This is a genomic window from Pseudoalteromonas sp. MelDa3, from assembly GCF_002863625.1.
Taxonomy (GTDB): domain Bacteria; phylum Pseudomonadota; class Gammaproteobacteria; order Enterobacterales; family Alteromonadaceae; genus Pseudoalteromonas; species Pseudoalteromonas arctica.
Genome location: NZ_PJBR01000077.1, coordinates 1 through 20,061 on the forward strand (window position 1 = coordinate 1; position 20,061 = coordinate 20,061).

The window sequence follows — 20,061 nt, forward strand, 5'->3', positions numbered from 1 at the left end:
CCTTAAGGTTTTTATATGTTTGGTATTTCTAAAAGAAACGCAAAAATTGAAGAAATGGAGCTTCAATTAATTCAAAAGCAGTCTGTATTATCTGCAATTAATAAGCATGTAGCTTATATAGAATTTACACCTGAAGGAATAATATTAGACGCAAACCAATTGTTTTTAAAAACCATTGGTTACAGTAAAGAGAAAATAATAGGTAAGCATCATCGTATGTTTTGCGAAAGTGAATATGCAAAGTCAAACGAATATAGTCAATTTTGGCAAGCATTAAAAACAGGGAATTCTAAAGCAGGCTCGTTTTTAAGGTACAAAGCTAATGGCGATAAGCTTTGGCTTGAGGCAACTTACTTTCCTGTAGAAGATCGCGGCGTAGTCACCAAAGTTATTAAAATAGCCTCTGATATTACAAACAGTTACATACAAAGAAAAGCGCAAGAAGCTATTGCAAATGCACTCGACAAAGCCTTGGCTACAATAGAGTTTACCCCAGAGGGTAATATTTTAAAGGCGAACCAAAACTTTTTAGCAACAATAGGTTATAGCTTAAAAGACATTGTAGGCAAGCATCATAAAATGTTTTGTACTAAATTGTTTTATGAGAAAAACCCACGCTTTTGGAGTGAATTAGCGCAGGGGCAATTTAAGTCAGGGAAGTTTAAACGTATTGCCGCCGATGGTTCAGAAATTTGGTTAGAAGCAACTTATAACCCAATTTTAGATAGCAAAGGTAATGTAATTAAAATAATTAAGTTTGCGTCGAATATCACTGCCCGTATTAAAAATAATAGTGCTGTAACTGAAGCTGCTGCAATAGCATATGAATCGGCGGTATCTACTGCGCAAACTGCTAAAAAAGGCTCTGAAATATTACAAAGCTCTGTCTCAAACTCCGACGCGATTGTAAGCCAAGTACTTAAATCGGTAGATTTAATTAAAAACCTTAATGAACAATCCGCTGTAATAGGTTCCATTGTTTCTACAATTAGCAGCATTGCCGATCAAACTAATTTACTGGCACTTAATGCCGCAATAGAAGCAGCGCGTGCTGGTGACTATGGCCGAGGTTTTGCCGTAGTAGCTGATGAAGTAAGGCAGCTGGCAGCTAGTACGAGTAGTTCAACTAATGAAATAGCAACGGTTGTTAAAAATAACCAAGAGTTAACCAACGATATATCAAAGCAAATAACGTCAGTTTCAGACTCATCAAAACAAGGGCGAGAGCTTATTGCTAATGTGTCAGAAGTTATTAAAGAGATTGAGCGCGGAGCTGATATAGTTTCTCAAACTGTAGCAAAGTTAAATACTTAATTTATTATATGACCTTTTAGATTAAACACACCTAACAACATTCTAAATTGATAAAGTGCGACAATATGTCGCGCTTTTGCTTTTGCAGTTCACACTATAATTACGCTAATTATTACAGTGGCATAAATTAAAAATGGTTTATAAAAGCAAAACTCAAAAAATTTACTTACTTACCCCTGTCGCACTTTTTATTAGTGGTGTCTTATCACCTTTTGCATTTGCCGACGATACGTCTTTAGAAGTTATTGAAGTACACGGACATGCTCAAAATAAACATTTAGCACTGGGCTCGTCAGAATCATTATTGAGTGATTTAGGTGTCGATTTTTCAGCAGCGGGCGGCGTATCTAACCTCCCTGTTTTAAATGGTTTAATGGGCGACAGAGTTAAAGTGTTGATTGATGGCGCAGATGTTACCGCTGCATGCGCTAATCATATGAACCCGCCACTTTCGTATATCTCGGCTAATCAAATTACGTCTTACAATGTGGTTGCAGGCGTATCGCCTGTATGCGCGGGCGGCGATAATATTGCCGGTGTAATAAGCGTTAATTCTATTTCACCACAGTATAGCGATAGCAATGAATTAGGTTGGCACTCAGGTTATGTGTCAGCAAAGTACAGTAGCGTTGATAACGGACGTAAACTTGGCGTGGGTGCACGTTTAGCAAGTGATACGTTTAGCCTTAATTATCAAGGTTCGTTTAGTGACGCAGATAGCTATGAAGACGGTAACGGCGACGTAGTACTTGATACATTGTACCGAGCACAAAATCACAGTTTAACCGCAGCTATACGCGATGATAAACAGCAATTAGTTATAAAGCTAACCCATCAAAAAATCCCGTATCAGGGATTTGCAAATCAGTATATGGATATGACCGATAACACCAGTTACGGTGCAATAGCTCAATACAAACGCTCCTTTGAAAACAGCGAGCTTGAAGGGCAAGTTAACTGGCATAGCGTAAAGCACGAAATGGGTTTTTTCAGTGAAGAAAAAACAGGCATGATGCCAATGAAAACTGATGCACAAGATATAAGTACGCAGCTAAAATGGCGTATCGCGCTTGATAAAAACAGCAGCATTTTAATCGGTCAAGAATATTACAATTACAGCATTGATGATTGGTGGCCAGGTATTGAAGGCTCAACCATGATGGGACCAGACGATTACGTAAATATAAACAACGGTAAACGAGAGCGGATAGCGGCATTTGCAGAATTTGAGAGCCAAGTAAATACAAAGTTATGGTTAAACGCAGGCGTACGCATTGAAAGTATTAATACCCACGTTGGAGAGGTTCAATCATACAACGATGGTATGAGTATGATGGATATGAGCGATATGAGTAGTATGCAAAGTATGTCCATGAGCGATACATCTATAGATAATACCATTGCTGCTGAGAACTTTAATGCTGGCGACAGAGATAAAACCGACACCATAGTTGATGCTAACTTATTAATTAACTACCAAATAACAAATTATGATGAGCTGCAATTTGGTCTTGCCCGTAAAAACCGCGCGCCTAATTTATACGAGCGATACAGTTGGGGTGTAAGCACCATGGCAACCACCATGATTGGTTGGTATGGCGATGGGAATGGCTATATTGGTAACCCTGATTTAGACGTTGAAACTGCGCATACAATAAGTGCTACTTATATTAAATCGGCTAAAGATGACCGTTGGCGATTAAGTACCAATGTGTGGTATACCGATGTGAGCGACTATATTGATGCTGATATTGTAAGAAGCTTCAATAGTTATAACTTGGACAATACAACGCGTAACATTTTTCAGTTCACTAATGTAGATGCCATTTTGTATGGTGCAAAAATAGATTTAACAGCCAACATTTATGAATCTAAGGATTTAGGTAACTGGCAGTTACACGCTAATGTTACTAATACAAGAGGCAAGCGCGACGATACTAACCAGCCGCTTTATCAAATTAAACCACTGCAAACCCAGCTAGGTATTAGCCAGCAAATAGGTCGATTTGAAAATGCATTATCTTGGCAGTGGGTAGATACTAAAAGCCGTGTAGATAATAATCGTTTTGAAAACCAAACAGACAGCTACAGCCTGGTTAATTTAAGCTCTAAAGCCACATGGGATTCATTAACGCTAAGTGCTGAAGTGAGTAACGTGTTTGATGAGTATTACCAGCTCCCATTAGGTGGTGTAAGTATTGCGGCACTTAAACAAGATAGCAGCAACGGGTTTGAACAACTTGTAGGGCAGGGGCGTTCATTTAATGTAAGCGTTAGTTACGCGTTCTAACTAAACTAAATTTTAAAAATAAAGTAAAAGCCATAACTGTGTTATGGCTTTTTTTACGTTTTAATATGTAAGCCGTAAACTTATTTTTATGAAATATTTGTACGCAAAAAGCGTTCTATTAAGCACGCTTGTACTAATTTTACAGCGTTATTTTAAGGCAATGCAGTAAAAAGCAGTAACTTGTTCATCACCCAATGATTAGGAAATACAGTGTTTAAGCAATTTAAAAATAAAGTGATGGGTGCGCCAACAGCTATGGCCGGTTTAGCTTTGGGTATTGCTAGTATGGGATGGACATGGGAAAACGTTTTTAATTTAAACTCCCAAGGTCAATTTTTGGGAGCGGTACTAGCTGGCGTATTAGTTTTACTTTTGGCTGCTAAGTTTTTACTACACCCTCATTTATTAAAAGCCGATTTAGCACACCCAGTTGCAGGAAGTGTGATCCCTACATTTGCAATGGCTAATCTTGTTATTTCAAACTCAGTTGGGCAATTCAACCCATTAGCTGGTGATATTATGTGGGTTTTAGCTTTTGTGCTGCATCTCACATTTTTGGTGAGCTTTTTATACCAGCGGGCAAAAAAGTTTGATTTTGAAGATATGGCACCTAGCTGGTTTGTGCCACCAGTGGGGATCATTATTGCAGATGTTACTTTTTTGGGTAATCCGACATTAGCGTGGTTAGCTTATAGTGCGTTAGTTATTGGTATATCAACGTATGCCATAATGCTGCCAATTATGTTTTATCGTTTTTTATTAGCCTTAAAAAGTGACTACGAAATACAGCCAACACTTGCCATTTTAGCTGCGCCTGCCAGTTTAACATTAGCGGGATATTTTCATATTGTAGCTAATCCATCACTTGTTATAGTGGGCGCATTATTTATATTAGCGATAATAAAAACACTGATTGTTTATGTGTTATTTATAAAGTTATTACGCAGACCTTTTACGCCGAGCTACGCTGCTTTTACATTTCCAATGGTTATTGGGGCAACTGCATTATTTAAAATGAAAGACTGGATGCAAAGTATAAACCTCGCAATGCCATATTTAGATACAGTTAATTACTTAGCTACGTTTGAACTTATAGTTGCCACGGCAGTGGTATGTTATGTAAGTGGTCGGTACTTTTGCCACTTTAAATTATCAAAGCAACAGGTAACGTAAAGTTACTCTTGGATTACCGGTGGCTCATTACTTTCTTGTTCAGCTAGTTTTTCGCGCTCAGCTTTTGACACATAACCAGGTTTGTTGCTTTTGTGTAGTTTAGCGTTAGTGCGTTTATCTTTCTTTTGAAATTTAGTGACGATTTTTTTACGACGGTTCACAATTAAATGCCCTGTTAATTTTAAGTCGCGCATTATACAACCACCCTATAAAAGCTGCTATATAAATATTCAGCTTAAGTTACCTGTGTGTTTAGCGTAAAGAGCTATAAGTAAGCGCTTCATAGCGTTATAATTACCGCTCTTAGTTATTAATTAAATGGGAATTGTTTTGAAAAAGTTAGCTTTAGCCAGTATTGCTTTATTTGCGTTTGGTGCTCATGCGCAGTTAAATAAAAATATTGATAGCGTTGCCGATTACGCAGTAAATACCTACCAAAATGCTCAAATACACACACTAACTAACTTAGTGGCTTTTCCGACGGTTAATAAAAGCGACATTACAGCTCCTCAAAATCCCGATTTTATTGGCTTTAAAGCACTGTTAAAAATGAAAGCCGCAGAGCTTGGTTTTGACTATCAAGATTTAGGTTACACCGTATTAATAGGTATGGGCGAGCAAAGCGAAAAAGTAACGGTAGTAACGCACGGCGACGTGCAACCGGCTAATGCCAGCAAATGGAAACAAAGTCCTTTTATTATTGATACGTCTGAGCCAGGTAAATTAGTTGGCCGTGGTACTGAGGACGACAAAGGCGCAATAGCGACAGCGCTCTACGCCATGAAAGCAATTAAAGATAAAGGCATAACGCTTAATAATCGTATTGAGCTAATGATTTATCTTGCTGAGGAGTCTGATTGGGGTCCGCTTACAGAGTTTATGAAAACGTACGAGCAGCCAAAATATGCAGTTACGATTGATGCGTCATACCCTGTAGTCGTTGCTGAGAAAGGCTGGAGTTTAATTGCACCTACTTTTAATGCAACATCACCACAGACGGGTGTGTATGTAAAGGATGTAACTGGCGGTGCGTTTAGAAGTCAAATTCCAGAAGACGCCAGCTTGATACTGCACAATGCAAACGCTGACCTTATTAATACATTAAAAGCAAAAGCTAAAACATTAAATAAAGTTGAATTTAACTTTAGTGAAAAAAGTAATGGCTTAGCAATAAGTGTTAAAGGCATGTCGGCGCATTCATCTGAGCCGGAGTCGGGTATAAATGCGATTGCTTATTTAGCTGAGCTATTTAAAGGCGTGGAGCTTGAAAATAACAGTGACGGTGAGCTAATTGGCTTTGTGAATCAGTTAATAGGTTTAGACATTCACGGTAAACAATTTGGCGAAATAGCTTACAAGCACGATTTTATGGGCCCGATGACAGTGGCACCAACCGTTATTGAGCGCGATGGTAATGCGCTAACACTTGCTGTAAATGCACGTCGCCCTATGGGTAAAGACGAAGTTGTATTGCAAAAGCAAATTGATGATGCACTCGCTAATTGGCAGGCCGCTAACAATGTAACGCTTGCTAACATAGAAACAATTATTGGCACACCTATGCTGCTTGATAGTGCGCCACACGCGCAAAAGCTGCTTGATATTTTCAAGCATTTTACGGGCGACGAAAAAGCTGACTTTGTATCAATAGGTGGTGGCACTAACGCCAAGCTGTTTGATAACGCGGTATCGTTTGGTCCTTCAATGCCAGGTAAACGCTACACAGGTCATTCAGAGCATGAATTTATGACCATTGAGCAACTTGAGCTTAATTTGCGTATGTACACAGCGATGATGATAGAGCTGGGTAATATGTAATTTATATTTAGATGCAATAGAACTAAAAATAGGTGTTGGTTATTAGTCAGCACCTATTATTTCAAAATTCACGTCTGGCAAGTTTTCAAAGCTTGGTTTGGCAAATAAATACCCTTGCATAAGCTCAACACCTGCGTTTTTAAGCCATGTATATTCTTCTACTGTTTCAATCCCTTCAGCCAGTGCGATAATATTTAAATCGCGAAACATATTTAAGCAATGAGTTACTATTAATTGGCGTTTTTTGTCGTTGCTTATATCGCGTATTAGCGCCATATCAAGCTTAATAATATCTGTTTGAAAGTCAGCTAATAGGTTTAAACCAGAATAACCCGCGCCAAAGTCATCAGTGGCGGTTTTAAATCCAAGAGACTGATAGTAATCAACAACGCGCTTAATGTGTGCCGTGTCTTCTACCTTTTCTACTTCGGTAAATTCAAACATAATATTTTGAATTGGGAAGTTATACTTTTTTGCAGCTTCTAGTGTGGTGCGTATACATCGCTCAGGTTTATAAATAGCATTAGGTAAAAAGTTAATGCTTAGCATTGATGTTATGCCCAGCTTTGAGGCAAGTTTAATGGCTTTAATACGACAAAGTTGATCAAATGTATAACGGTTGTCTTCATTCACCTTTGAAATAATAGAATAAGCAGACTCTTCATTTAAACCTCTAACCAGTGCCTCATAGCCATAAATAAGGTTAGTTTTACAGTTTATAATCGGTTGAAAAGCCATTGAAAAATCAAATTCGAGTTCGTTTGCGTCAGCACAGTTGTTACATGTCACTTTTTCGCAATTTTTTGATTTTTCGCTCATTTAGCTCATCCTGTTATGTTTATTTGTTTAGGTTAGTCGAGATTAGATTCTAACACAAATAGATTAAAGTATTGTTTTTTATGTTTTTATACATAATAAATAACTATGTAATTAAATGAAAAGTGATGACTAATGTCAGACCACTTAGTGACATTTAGCAGGTGTGTACGTTGCTTATTAAAACAATAATAGCGACATACATTACTTGGAGAATATAAATGAGCAATACAGTGACATTAGGCAAAAAAATTAAAGGATATTTACTTATTTTAACTTTGCTAAGCGTTATAAATTTACTAACTTCGCCTAGTTATATATGGGTAGTATGGCCAGCAATTGGGATGGGAATAGGGCTTGTAGTAAGTACTTTGAGTAGGAATAAACCTAGGGCATGTTGATTTTTGTGGATTGAAATTTGTTCAATCTAGGGGCGATTTAATCGCGGCGTGAGGTTTGTAACCTAGTGGGCTAAGTAAAAACCGAGCAACAAAGAGTCAATCGTCCCTAGAAAGAACCCAAAGGGCAGCGCATATTTGGCATCTATGCTGCGTTATCGCCTATTAATGGGGAATAACCACACAACATAGGCTCTGCCTTGCCTAAATACCAAACACACTGCTGCAAATTCAACCACCAAATAACAACACGCCCTAGAGATATTTCTTTATAATAAGCAAGCCAAGTAATTACTTACTTGGCTTTTTTAGTAAGGAACTGTCTAAACAGTTAAGTCTAAATAGTTAAGTCTAAATATTTAAAATGCTGATTGAAGTGTCGCATCTAGTGATATTTCGGTATTTAAGAGCTTGGAAATAGGGCAGCTCTTTTTGGTTTGCTCACATAAGGCTTGAAACTGCTCGTTTTGAATATCATCAATGCGCGCTTTTACCTCAAGGGCAATATGCGTTACTGAAAAACCGTTATCTACTTCATCAAGGCTTACAGTGGCTTTAGTATCAATTTTATCTGCGGTAAAGCCTGCATCACCTAATGCAAGCGAAAGTGCCATACTAAAACATGCACTGTGAGCTGCACCTACTAATTCTTCAGGGTTTGAGCCTGCCTTATCTTCAAAGCGGGTATTAAAACCATAAGGTTGTTTATCAAGCGCGCCACTTTGAGTTGATATGCTACCTTTGCCTGTTTTAATATCGCCAGACCATGTTGAACTAGCCGTTTTTTTAATCGTCATCATCTTCTCCTTGCTTGAGTGTAAGCTTTTCAGGTTAGCTAAGCGTTATTTACAAAATAAACTTATATAAAGCCTTAAAAGCATTAATTGCTGATGATGTTGCAAAATAGACGCCAGTTAATTATTAATCTTATTTATTACGCCTGCAGCGCTCTGAACAGAAAATAACGTTATCCCAGTCGCACTGCCATTTTTTACGCCACGTAAAAGGTTTATTACAAATAGGGCATATTTTCTGAGGTAAGTTTAGTTTTTTGTGCGCCATGCTTACTTAGCCTTGCTGTTACTTTTAGTATCTGTTTTACTTTTTGTTCGAGTAACTTTTTGAGTACCCCCAACATGCTTTTTAAGAATCCTCCCTATGGCGCGTTTAACATCGGCTCGCTCACGGTATTGCCATAAGCGCTCGCGTGCTTCTTTTGAGGCTGCTGTTAAATCAAGCATCGGTTCGGGATAATCCTCCCCTAACTTAAAGTCGTTAAAGAGTGCTTCCATTGGAGTTTGCTCCCAAGGCTGATGTAAATATTCAATAGGGAGTTTTTCAAGCTCGGGGCACCACTTTTTAATAAATGAACCTGTTGGATCTTGATCTTCTGATTGTTTAATTGGGTTGTAGTGCCTAATGGTGTTTATGCCTGTTACCGAGGCTTGCATTTGAATTTGCGGATAGTGAATTGCGGGCTCAAAATCTAAAAAGTAATTAGCGAGAGGAAAGCTTGCTTGCTGCCAGCTTATATTTAAATGATGCGTTACAAAGCTTACAAGCATGGCGCGCATTCTAAAGTTTATATAGCCGGTGGCTTTTAAGCAGCGCATGCAAGCGTCAATAATGGGAATACCTGTTTGACCTTGCGCCCAGCGTTCAATATCGTTTTTAACATGTTCATCATCACGATACGGAAATACATGATAACCCGGATTAAGGGCTAAAAACTCCATAGAACATTCGCTCTCAAACTTTTGCATAAAGTGGCAGTGCCAATGCAAGCGCGATACAAACGCAGCAAGCGGGCGCTTCCAGCCTCTTTTGTCAGGGTGTTTTGAATGATATTCATCAATGGCCATTTGATACACTTGCCTAAGGCTAATGTTCCCCCATGCTAGGTACGGCGAAAGTCGGGAGCAATGTGTTTGGCTTAAACTTGGGCTCGATATTCCTTTTTGATAACCTTTACCGCGCTCGGCAAAAAAGCTCTGCATTACAGTTCGCGCATGCAGCGGGCCGCCTTGTTGAAAGCTGTCGTGATCTTGCATGTAAGCGCTTGGTAGCTCAGGTGTTTGGTAGTTATTGAGGGTAATTGTTTTTATACTCTTCCAATTAGGAACAGCAATAGGTGCTTGCATTGTTTGCTGCCAGCGTTCGTTCCAATTATTACGATTTTTTTTGCCGCGAATAACCGCGCCTGTTTGCGACTCTTGCCAGTTAATATGGTTATGCTGGCACCATGCTTTTATTGCTTTATCGCGCTTAAAGGTGTTATTTAAGCCTATTTCTTGATGGCTAAAAATATTAACTATTTCAAACTGTGCCTTTAACGATTCAAGTAAATCGCTCATATTTAAATTAAATATATAAACACAGGCGTTAAAACGCTCTAGTTGCTTGTTTAACTCAACTATTGATTGATATACAAAGCGCCAGTGCCGCTCATTGTAGTGTGCATCTTCGAGCAGTAATGGCTCAAAGTTATAAAGTAATAGGGTAGGTAAGCCATTACTGAATGCATTTTTTAATGGTTGATGATCGCTAAGACGCAAATCACGTTTAAACCACACGATGTTTATTTTCATATAATTTGTTTATTGCTTTAAATAGAGATAAAAATTAGCTTGTTATTTAACTGAGTCAGCCAAACCTATACGTAACTAACTTGAATTAAGATTTAGTTTTAATGTATTAAAAGGAAAAGTATGTTTTTAGATTTAACTGTAAATAAAGAGCTTAATGTTTATTCGTATTTAGTTGGCGGGATCAGCCCTCGTCCAATTGCATGGATAAGTACATTAAGTAGCGACGGTGTGGCTAATATTGCTCCTTACTCATTTTTTACAGTAGCGAGTTGTAACCCACCAGTATTGAGTGCGACGCAAGTAAATCCACGCGATAAACCAAGTAAAGATACATTAATTAACTTATTAGCGACTAAAGAATGTGTGATTAACATTGTGAGCCATGAACTGGTTGAAAAAATGAATCAAAGCTGTGCTAATTATCCTAGTGATGTTAGTGAGTTTGATGCTGCAAATATAACTAAAATTGATAGCCAAATGGTCGCAGTGCCGAGTGTTGCTGATTCAAAAGTACGCTATGAGTGTAAGCTACGCGAAGTTATTACTATTTCAAGCGAGCCAGGTGGCGGGCAAATGATGTTACTAGACATAGTGGGTATTTGTGTTGACGATGAAGTGTTTGTTGACGGTTATATTGACCCAACACTTTTAGATGCGGTAGGTAGAATGGGTGGAGATTACTATGCAACCACTAAAGACAAATTTGTACTTAAACGACCACAAATCTAGTTTTATGTTTATTCTTCCTTAGTTTGTGCACAATGTTTGCACTTTTACTTGTTAACTTTGTTTTATTAAACGTTAAAGTAAAGGTTCAAGCATTGAAAACACTTTTTAAAACAAAAGCCTCTAATGTAACTAAGTTATTTGCGTTAAGTGCGCTTTGTATCGCTTTAAGCGCATGTAACAGCGATTCTACAAGTACTACAACAGACGGCGAGACAGTCAGTAATAGTGCTCCAACGGTTGACGCCGGTATTGACCAAACTGTTAATGCGAGCGATACCGTTTATTTAAGTTCAACAGTTGAAGATGATGGCGAAGTATCTGTTAGCTGGTCACAAACATCAGGCACTACCGTTAGCTTATCTTCAAGTACTGCAACGTCTACTGAGTTTGTTGCACCTGAAGTTTTAACCGATGAAGCACTTGTATTTGAAATCAGTGCAGATGACGGCACAAACGATGTCGTTGTAGATACAGTTATAGTTAATGTTATTGCTTCATCAGACTCAGACTTAGGCTCAGATACTGGTGCAGTTGATAATAGTGCAAAACTTACCAGCTGGTTAATTAACAACGATACAACCTCTACTTATATACAAAATAATGGTGCAGTGGTTGAAGACGTCCAATCGGTTGAGGTTGTTAGCGTTGCACAAGACGATGCTGACGTTGAATACATGTACGTGCAAACTACTGACATTCCTAAATATGATGTAACGCTTACACAAGACCAAGTAGACGCACTTAATAATCGCCCGCGTGCAGCTACTGATTTTTATAACGGTGTAACCTCAGCAGCAGTAGGGCAAACCATTTCGTTTGGTGAAGATATTGGCTATAACAGCAGCACTGAAAACTGTGATGACACAGGCGGTGCAGGCTATTGGCCTCCAGGACCAGGTTGCCCAACAGAACAAACAGTTGAGGCGTATTTTCCGATAACACCTACCGATTTATCTGACACTGAAACTTGTGAAACAGGTTTAGGTACAGTTGGCTTAATGGTTAATGGCACCAGTATATTTAACTGGGGCGATGGTATGAGCTACGGTAATAATATTTGGTATACATTAGCGCCCATTGCTGAGCAATACGATGTTGATGTGTGTGGCGGACATGCTGCTAACGGTGAATATCATCACCATTTTTACACTAGTTGCTTAGCTGATTTACTTGAAGATAATGGCGATGCGCATTCACCTATTTATGGGTTTGCAGCTGATGGCTATCCGCTTTATGGTCCTTATGAAAGTAACGGTCAACTTGCATTAAGCGGCTGGGAAATGCGTGATTATGGCGCGTCAGAAAGTGAAGGTGGTTGTGGTACTGAAGGTGAGCGAAGCTGTACTTTAGTCGATCAATACGATGTTAGCCAAGGCACACAAACAAGTGATGCAGGCCCTGCTATTGGCGCAGAAGTAACGACGCTCTCTGGTAATACATTAAATGCCGACGATGGTTATTATTTTGAAGATTTCTACTATGCACAAAAAACAGTAACCGGTGCTCAATTAGATGAGCATAACGGCCACGATACTAACGATGGCAAGGGTTATCACTACCATATAACACTAACGTTAGACAGCGATGGTAAATTACAGCCTTCTTTCCCTTATCAAATAGGGCCTCGTTTTAAAGGTCAATTAGCCGATAATTCAATTGGTCGCTGTGATACGGGCGAAACAATGGGTCCACCACCGGGAATGTAAGGAGTAACTATGCGTTATTTTAAATACGCATTGATCCTAACTACTGCTGCGCTATTGAGCTTTAAGCTCTTTGCGCAGCAGGAAATTATGGATCATAGCCATATGCCTATAGCAGTGCCAAGTGATACGCCAATCCCGGCATTAAGCCTTAAGTTATTAAAAGATAGTATATCGGGTTATAACTTAATTTTAGATACGCAGCGCTATGATTTATCTGTACCCCCTGAGGGCGCAATGAACATGCAGCAAATGATGAGCGTTACTACAAACGATGACACGGGCTTTTTACAAGGTCATGCTCATTTATATATAAATGGGGTTAAAATACAGCGAATTTACGGACATGCATTGCATTTACCTGCTAACTTATTTAAAAGTGGTATAAATACCGTATCGGTTACTTTAAATAATCATGGTCATATGTATTGGACCGCTCAGGGCAAAAAAATAGTTGCTACGCTGTATGTTAACGATCAAACCAAAGAGTTTATAACATACCGATTTGAAAGCTTTCCTAGCAAGGTTGAAAACACTAATTAATGAAAATTCATAATAAACTTTTCTTAATACTATTTAGTTTTACCTTTAGTGTTATTGCAGGGCTAGTAGTACTTATACAATGGAGTATAGGGCAAGGCGTAATTGATTTTGTTAATGCAAAAGAAGTAAAAGCGCTTGAACCACTTGTTGTGCAACTTGCAAAGCAATACGAACAAAACCCCTCATGGGAACGTCTTGTCGGCAATGGCGAAAATTTTAGAAAACTTGTTGAATCTCAGCTAGAAAATAGCCAGTTTTTACCTAGGCCACCAGAAGGTCCAGGCCCCAGAGGGGGAATGATGCGACGGCCGCCACCCGATCATATTCGTTTAGGGGGAGAGCGCCGCCTACCACCTGAAAATATTGCTCACTACGCTTTGCTTGACGAAAATAAGCAGCGAGTAGTGGGTAGATACCTCAGCGATTTAAAATATATAACAACCCCAATTACAGTGGGCGATAAAACAGTGGGTTACTTAGCTGTATCTAAAAGAGATAGCTTGGTTGATGGTTATGAGCTTGATTTTTTACAGCAGCAAACTAACTACTTATGGTTTATTGCTTTAGCCGCTGTATTGCTTACATTGCTAGTTACCTTTTTATTGTCTCGTCACTTAGTTAGCCCAGTAAAACAAATTGCTAATGGTATGCATCGCTTAACGCAAGGTAATTACGAGACCAAACTTACGCTTGAGCGAAAAGACGAATTAGGCCAATTAAGCGAAGATTTTAATATCCTTGCATTTACACTCGCTAAAGACGAGCAAGTGCGCAAACGCTGGCTTGCCAATATTTCTCACGAGCTTAGAACGCCAATGAGTATTTTGCTCGGTGAACTTGAAGCTATGCTACTTGGAATACGTGAGCCTAATGCAAAAAATATTAACTCGGCTAACGACGAGGCATTGCATTTAAAACGCTTAATAGATGATTTGCATATGCTCAATAGCGCAGAGTTAGGGGGTATGCATTACACTATGCAACCCACTAACATGGCGTTATTATTAAATACTATTGAGCAAAAATATCAGGTTATACTTGAGCAGCACAATATAAAAATTTACTTACTCAATAGCGCTAAACACATAACGGTACAAGCAGATAAAACACGCCTTTTGCAGCTGCTCGATAATATTTTAATGAACGCCGTGCACTATGCACAATGCACCACTATTTCATTAACAGCTAATAATATAAGCATTAAAGGGCAAACCTACTTAGAGCTTATAATTGAAGATAATGGCGTAGGTGTAGAGCAGTCGCATTTATCGCATTTGTTTGAGTATTTATATCGAGTAGATAGTTCGCGTAATCGCCAAGAGGGAGGTTCGGGCTTGGGCTTATCTATTTGCCAGCATATAGTTAAAGGCCATAATGGTGAAATAGCTGCTGAAAAAGCCACTCTAGGCGGCCTTGCTATTATTATTAGATTGCCAACTATTTAGTTTACAAAATAAAGTTAAGGTTACTTACAGAGATGCTTATGAGTGAACAAATACTAATTGTGGAAGATGAAGTAAAGCTAGCTAACTTAATGAGTGACTTTTTAAGCAGCCATCACTTTATTACTCATCAAATACATCACGGGAATGAAGTATTACCTTGGCTTGAAATTAACAGGCCGAGCCTAATTTTGCTCGACATAATGCTACCTGGTCAAAGTGGTATAGAACTATGTAAAGCAATCAGGCGCTTTTCAAATGTGCCTATTATTATGGTATCGGCAAAAGTAGAAGAAATAGATAGGCTGCTTGGACTTGAGTTAGGTGCAGATGATTATATTTGTAAGCCGTTTAGTTATGCTGAGCTGGTGGCGCGAGTTAAAGCTATATTAAGGCGATTAAGTAGCGCAAGTGATGTTACAGAGTCAACAATGAAGCTTGACGAGAGCACTTACAGCGTAAAATACAAATCAAGCAGCATAGAGCTAACGAACTTTGAATTTCAGCTATTTAAACCTTTGTTTAACAACCCAAATCGTATTTATTCGCGCGATAGTTTAATGGACACTATGTACGCCGATCAGCGTATTGTGAGCCATCGTACTATTGATAGCCATATTAAAAAGTTGCGTAAAAAACTAGATGAAGTGACACAAACTGAAAGTGTTATTCAGTCTGTTTATGGGGTTGGCTACCGATTTGTGCACCCGCAGTAAGAGGTATTAGTAAGCTATGACGATGAGCTACTCATCATCGTCAGCATTTTTAATTCGCTCTAAGCGGTCAAACTCTTCGTATTCGGCAGCTTGAATTTCATCAAGAATAGAATCTACATCGGCAAGTTCGTCACTGTCTTCAAATTCACCAGTAAGCGTTGAATTAGGCGTTAAATTTGCCTCTTCAAATAATGCCCACATTTCTTTAGCGTATTGAGTTTTTAGTATGCTTGGCGCAAATTCACCATAGTAGCGGCGTATGTTATTTACATCGCGTGCAAACATAGCTTGTGCACTGTTATTTGCTGAAGCGTTAACTGCTTGCGGTAAATCTATAATTACAGGGCCGTTATTATCTACAAGTACATTAAATTCAGATAAATCGCCGTGTATTATACCTGCGCAAAGCATAAGCTTAATGTAATGCATCATGAGTTTATGCTGCTCAATCGCTTGCTCTTCACTAAAAACGACATGTCCAAGTTGAGGGGCTACGTTACCGTCCTCGTCCGACACGAGTTCCATAAGCAGCACGCCATCAATACAAAAATAAGTATCAGGAACACGTACACCCACGCCAGCTAAACGAGATAACGCATCAACTTCGGCATTTTGCCAAATCTCTTCTTCTAATTGACGGCCATAGCTAGAACGTTTACCCATAGCACGCGCTTGGCGTCCACCACGTACTTTTCGGCCTTCTTGGTATTGTGCCGCTTTTTTAAAGCTACGTTTAACCGCGTCTTTATACACTTTCGCACAGCGAATGTGCTCACCACAGCGGACAATAAATACATCGGCTTCTTTACCGCTCATTAGTCGGCTTATAACTTCGTCAATAAGGCCATCATCAACAAGGGGTTGTAGGCGTTTAGGTATTTTCACAGATTGCCTGCTAAGTAGGGTTGGTTATTAATCATTATTTATGAAAGTGCTCTGTATTTGTTTGTTTAATTGGCTCAAGCAGTATATCAGCTTTGAGAATTAAGGGCAGTAACACTACTGCCTGAGAGTAATTAATCGTATTATTTTATTAGCTTATATATTGATTGCAAAGCAATCAACCAGAACTTTTTAAATAAGTATTTAGATTACTATTTTTTATCCAAATAATTTATTACTTCCTTATTATTTGCACATTGTTTGCGTTTTTAAAGCGTAAGCTTAGTTTAATTCTTAAATACGAGGTTATTACTATGAAGCATTTTTCAACTCTTGCCACTGTGGCAATATTATCTATTGCTTTTTCAGCTAATGTAGCTGCTCGAGGCGGTGACAATCCTCCTGAAAAACCTGATTTTTCAACTATTGATACTGATGGTGATGGCGTAATTAGCTTTGAAGAGTTTAGTGCTAAAAAACCGCCACACGGCGATGCACAAACAATTTTTGATTCTATAGATGCCGATGGTAATGGCGAAATTAGTGAACAAGAACTTAGCGATCATAAACCACCTCGTCGTGAACGCTGAAAGGATACTAAAATGATTAATAGTATTAACAGTAGTTCTGCGAGTTTTATGCCGCAACAAAGTAGTCAGGCTGCAAAGCTAACAACAGAGCAAAGCGATTTTGTTAAAGAAACGCTTGCAGAGTTTGACGCTGAAAACTTAACCGAAGAAAACGCGCAAAGTATTCAAGCGGCATTTAAAGAACAAGGTATTGAACCAACAAAAGAGCTTGCTGATTTAATGAGCGAACTTGAGTTTGATGCTAAAAGCATTGGTGATGCAGGACGAGTGGAAGGTCAAAGACCGCCACCGCCACCGCCGCCACAGAACTCATTAGAATCAGTAGATACAGACGAAGTAGTCAGCTACTTAGATGAGCTATTAACTGAGTATTCAAGCCAGTTGTCTGATGAAGATAAAGAATCAATCCTTGCATCAGTGCAAGAGAAGTTTGGTTTAAGTGAAGGCGATTCACTGCTAAATGTAACTGCTTAGGTGTTATAACTTAGAGTAAAGCTGACTGTTACTCGAAAGTCTTAAGTCCAAAGCCCAACGGTTAACTCTGTTGGGCTTTTTTATTGGCTTAATTTAAGCGTGTTTCTATTTTGCTGGTGCCATCTTCTTCGGTAAATTTAAATACAAAATCTTTTTTACCGTCTTGGTTTATATCTACTAGAAGAATATCTTTATTATTTTTAGGCAGCGTTAGTTTTAATTTTGTACGCTTATCATTTAGCAGTGAGTCTTGCTCTCCGTAATAAATATACAGCGTTTTTTTACTGTATTTGTATACTGCGTCAATATAGCTGTCGCCGTTAATATCACCTAAATATAGGGCTGGCTCGGAATCATCGCCGTTCATTCCCACTTCCATTTCTAAATCAAGTTCTATACTCGATTTATTGGCAAATGAGCCGTCGGGTTGCTGCTTATAAAGGTTCATTTCTACATCTACATCAGTACTGCCACCGCCCAATGCCATAGACGCGATAGTACCTAAGCCAATATCTAAATCCATTTTTTGTAAATCAATTAAGCCATCATTATTAAAATCAGTTTTGAGCAATAACTCACTAGGGCCCTGTGTTTCAAATAAGGTAATGGGCGTATTAGTAAAGCCTTTAGCACTTCCTAGGTACAAAGTATGTGCTATTTTTATATCTAGCGAGTCCATACCTTGCGTAGGCTTAAACTGTCTGGTTGTAAAATCTAGAAATCCGTCGTTATTAATATCAATAATTTGCTTTATTTTGCGAGTTTCGCCATTGCTTAGCTCGCCTAATTCGATGTTAAAATCAATTGAGGTGAGCTTTTGCTCAAAGCCTTCTGAATTAGCAAGTAGTACATCCGCTCCAAAGTCATTTGAAAAAACCAAGTCGCTTAACCCGTCGTGGTTAAAATCAATAACAACGGGTTTATTGTTAATATTAACTTCCAGAGAAAGTCCTTTTCCTGAAAAGCTACCTTCATACATAGGTGTTTGTTTAAATTTGTTAGGCTTAAAGCTGCCATCTTTATTTTGAATATATAAAGTACTGCTTGCTAACCCAGGGATGAAAATATCGCTTAGACCGTCGTTGTTTGCATCGAAAACGAAGTCTACTTTTTCAAATTTATCTATTTTTAATTGATTTAGAACCGACTCATAATTAAACAATAGTGTTGGTTTACCAGCTTGGGCTTTGTATACGCCATCACTTGTTAGTACGAGTGCTTGTTTATCGGTAATGTTAGCAAGTGTAGCCACATCAAACCCGATGGCATTTTTTGGTAAAGCAAGTTCACTACTTAGTGATGTGAGTAAATTAATGGCTTCTAATTGTTTTGATTCTTTATTATATGCAAATAAAATCTCTGAATCGGTTGATACTAATTCATCCGTTGTTTTTATTGCCATTGTTTGAGCTATAGCGCTAATGGGGGTAAGTAAAGTGATGAGTGAATAGCAAAGTGGTTTTATCATGCAAATTCCTTTTTTATATTTAGTTGTATAGTTACATTTATATCATTCACTTATATAAGCAGCGTCAGCGCGTAACTTTACGTATTATCCAGCGCTGGCGGTTTGCTAATTAGCGTAAATTTAAACGTAATATACATATGTAAGTTGGATTATATTTAGCCTACGCTAATTACTATGTACAGGGTGTAAGTAATTGTAAGATTATGTTTTAAGGAGGGCTTGTTGACCTTTAAGGATTGAAATTTGTTCAACCCAAGGAAGATTTAATCGCGGCGCGAGGTTTGTAACCTAGTAACAAAGAGTCAATCTCCCCTAGGCAGAACCCTTCGGGCAGCGAATGTTTGGTATTTATGCTGCGTTATCGCCTATTTATGGGGAATAACCACACTACATAGGCTCTGCATTGCCTAAATACCAAACAGTATGCTGCAAATTTAACCTCGAAAGATAAACAAGCCCTAATAAGAAAGGTAGTGCAAAACTCATATGGCAGTTAAGCGCTTTTAGCGGGTTTTGGTTATCAAAGGCACAGCTTATTTTGCTCATTTAAATAAGCATCTACAAAATCTACTTCTATCGGTTTTGAAAAGTAATAACCTTGCAGGTGAGATACACCAATATTAGTAAGCGTGTTTGCTTGTTCAATAGTTTCAACGCCTTCGGCAACAACAGTAAAATCTAAAGATGAGGCCATTTGTACAATTGCATGAATAATACTTAACCCTCTTTTATCCATATTTTGAATAAAACTTCTGTCTATTTTTACTATATCTACACCAATATCAAGCATGCTTGATAGTGATGAGTAGCCAGTTCCAAAATCATCAATTGAAATACAAAAGCCTTGTTTTTGTAGTGCTTTAACGGCTGTCAAAAACGTGAGTTTATCTTCGGCAAATACTGATTCGGTAATTTCTATATGCAGATCTTTAGGCTCTACTTGATGATTTTTTACTATTTTTAATACCTTAGTTACAAAATCTGGATCTTGTAATTGGATTACCGATACATTCACGCTTACTGCAATTTTCTCCGGTAAATGATTGAATTTTTTTGCTTGTATACATGCTTGATTTATCACCCAGAGGCCCATTTGGGTTATTAACCCGTATTGCTC

The 20,061-nt window shown here is 38.4% G+C and carries 20 protein-coding genes; 12 read left to right on the forward strand and 8 right to left on the reverse strand.

The features are described from left to right. Positions 1-15: 15 nt before the first annotated feature. From CXF89_RS14005 to CXF89_RS14015, 3 genes are all read left to right on the forward strand, one after another. A complete protein-coding gene (locus CXF89_RS14005; RefSeq protein WP_121954942.1) occupies positions 16-1,314 on the forward strand; it encodes a methyl-accepting chemotaxis protein in 1,299 nt (432 codons plus the stop codon). A 133-nt stretch (positions 1,315-1,447) separates the two neighbouring features. Continuing rightward, positions 1,448-3,604 (forward strand): TonB-dependent receptor, encoded by a 2,157-nt coding sequence (locus tag CXF89_RS14010; RefSeq protein WP_121954943.1) that lies wholly within the window; start codon positions 1,448-1,450, stop codon positions 3,602-3,604. Between the two features lie 210 nt (positions 3,605-3,814). Beyond that, entirely contained in the window at positions 3,815-4,777 is a 963-nt protein-coding gene (locus tag CXF89_RS14015) for a TDT family transporter (protein WP_121954944.1), read from the forward strand. 2 nt (positions 4,778-4,779) lie between these two features. Here CXF89_RS14015 and CXF89_RS14020 read toward each other — a convergent pair whose 3' ends face one another. Then, positions 4,780-4,971, reverse strand: a complete 192-nt coding sequence (locus CXF89_RS14020) for a DUF2986 domain-containing protein (RefSeq protein WP_121954945.1) — start codon at positions 4,969-4,971, stop codon at positions 4,780-4,782. A 136-nt stretch (positions 4,972-5,107) separates the two neighbouring features. On the opposite strand from CXF89_RS14020, the gene CXF89_RS14025 reads away from it, so the two are divergent. Further along, the gene (locus CXF89_RS14025) at positions 5,108-6,595 is read left to right on the forward strand and encodes a dipeptidase (protein ID WP_121954955.1); all 1,488 of its coding nucleotides are present in this window, start codon (positions 5,108-5,110) and stop codon (positions 6,593-6,595) included. A gap of 42 nt (positions 6,596-6,637) precedes the next feature. Here CXF89_RS14025 and CXF89_RS14030 read toward each other — a convergent pair whose 3' ends face one another. Continuing rightward, positions 6,638-7,414, reverse strand: coding sequence for an EAL domain-containing protein (locus CXF89_RS14030; protein WP_121954946.1), 777 nt, complete (start codon positions 7,412-7,414; stop codon positions 6,638-6,640). Positions 7,415-7,632: 218 nt separating this feature from the next. Here CXF89_RS14030 and CXF89_RS14035 point away from each other — a divergent pair, with 218 nt between their 5' ends. After that, complete coding sequence (locus CXF89_RS14035) at positions 7,633-7,812, forward strand: 2TM domain-containing protein (RefSeq protein WP_076916397.1); 180 nt, start codon at positions 7,633-7,635, stop codon at positions 7,810-7,812. 356 nt (positions 7,813-8,168) lie between these two features. Here the strand turns inward: CXF89_RS14035 and CXF89_RS14040 are convergent, their stop codons facing one another. The 3 genes from CXF89_RS14040 to CXF89_RS14050 all read right to left on the reverse strand — a co-directional run bounded on the left by CXF89_RS14040 (position 8,169) and on the right by CXF89_RS14050 (position 10,397). Beyond that, positions 8,169-8,606 carry an OsmC family protein gene (locus tag CXF89_RS14040; RefSeq protein WP_121954947.1) on the reverse strand — a complete coding sequence of 146 codons (438 nt, stop codon included), beginning with the start codon at positions 8,604-8,606 and terminating at the stop codon, positions 8,169-8,171. A gap of 130 nt (positions 8,607-8,736) precedes the next feature. Continuing rightward, positions 8,737-8,871, reverse strand: a complete 135-nt coding sequence (locus CXF89_RS14045; RefSeq protein ID WP_121954948.1) for a DUF2256 domain-containing protein — start codon at positions 8,869-8,871, stop codon at positions 8,737-8,739. Between the two features lie 2 nt (positions 8,872-8,873). Beyond that, positions 8,874-10,397 carry a cryptochrome/deoxyribodipyrimidine photo-lyase family protein gene (locus tag CXF89_RS14050; protein WP_121954949.1) on the reverse strand — a complete coding sequence of 508 codons (1,524 nt, stop codon included), beginning with the start codon at positions 10,395-10,397 and terminating at the stop codon, positions 8,874-8,876. A gap of 120 nt (positions 10,398-10,517) precedes the next feature. Between CXF89_RS14050 and CXF89_RS14055 the strand changes: the two genes are divergently transcribed. Genes CXF89_RS14055 through CXF89_RS14075 form a run of 5 tightly spaced genes read left to right on the forward strand, consistent with a single transcriptional unit; the run spans position 10,518 to position 15,530 of the window. Next, positions 10,518-11,126, forward strand: a complete 609-nt coding sequence (locus CXF89_RS14055) for a flavin reductase family protein (RefSeq protein WP_121954950.1) — start codon at positions 10,518-10,520, stop codon at positions 11,124-11,126. Positions 11,127-11,158: 32 nt separating this feature from the next. Beyond that, the gene (locus CXF89_RS14060) at positions 11,159-12,832 is read left to right on the forward strand and encodes a YHYH protein (protein WP_121954951.1); all 1,674 of its coding nucleotides are present in this window, start codon (positions 11,159-11,161) and stop codon (positions 12,830-12,832) included. 9 nt (positions 12,833-12,841) lie between these two features. Beyond that, complete coding sequence (locus CXF89_RS14065) at positions 12,842-13,372, forward strand: hypothetical protein (RefSeq protein WP_121954952.1); 531 nt, start codon at positions 12,842-12,844, stop codon at positions 13,370-13,372. Then, positions 13,372-14,817, forward strand: coding sequence for an ATP-binding protein (locus tag CXF89_RS14070; protein ID WP_121954953.1), 1,446 nt, complete (start codon positions 13,372-13,374; stop codon positions 14,815-14,817). Before CXF89_RS14065 ends, CXF89_RS14070 begins: the two co-directional genes overlap by 1 nt. 38 nt (positions 14,818-14,855) lie before the next feature. Beyond that, complete coding sequence (locus CXF89_RS14075; RefSeq protein ID WP_121954956.1) at positions 14,856-15,530, forward strand: response regulator; 675 nt, start codon at positions 14,856-14,858, stop codon at positions 15,528-15,530. Between the two features lie 27 nt (positions 15,531-15,557). Here the strand turns inward: CXF89_RS14075 and CXF89_RS14080 are convergent, their stop codons facing one another. Beyond that, the gene (locus CXF89_RS14080) at positions 15,558-16,415 is read right to left on the reverse strand and encodes a PA4780 family RIO1-like protein kinase (protein WP_007376869.1); all 858 of its coding nucleotides are present in this window, start codon (positions 16,413-16,415) and stop codon (positions 15,558-15,560) included. Positions 16,416-16,726: 311 nt separating this feature from the next. Here CXF89_RS14080 and CXF89_RS14085 point away from each other — a divergent pair, with 311 nt between their 5' ends. Continuing rightward, the gene (locus CXF89_RS14085; RefSeq protein ID WP_007581281.1) at positions 16,727-17,002 is read left to right on the forward strand and encodes an EF-hand domain-containing protein; all 276 of its coding nucleotides are present in this window, start codon (positions 16,727-16,729) and stop codon (positions 17,000-17,002) included. A 12-nt stretch (positions 17,003-17,014) separates the two neighbouring features. Next, a complete protein-coding gene (locus tag CXF89_RS14090) occupies positions 17,015-17,476 on the forward strand; it encodes a hypothetical protein (protein WP_024589242.1) in 462 nt (153 codons plus the stop codon). Between the two features lie 88 nt (positions 17,477-17,564). Here CXF89_RS14090 and CXF89_RS14095 read toward each other — a convergent pair whose 3' ends face one another. Next, on the reverse strand, positions 17,565-18,944 hold the full coding sequence (locus tag CXF89_RS14095) for an FG-GAP repeat domain-containing protein (RefSeq protein WP_121954954.1): 1,380 nt from the start codon (positions 18,942-18,944) through the stop codon (positions 17,565-17,567). A gap of 520 nt (positions 18,945-19,464) precedes the next feature. Beyond that, positions 19,465-20,061, reverse strand: a 597-nt coding sequence (locus CXF89_RS14100; protein WP_145990824.1) for an EAL domain-containing protein, incomplete at its 5' end; no start/stop codon positions are given.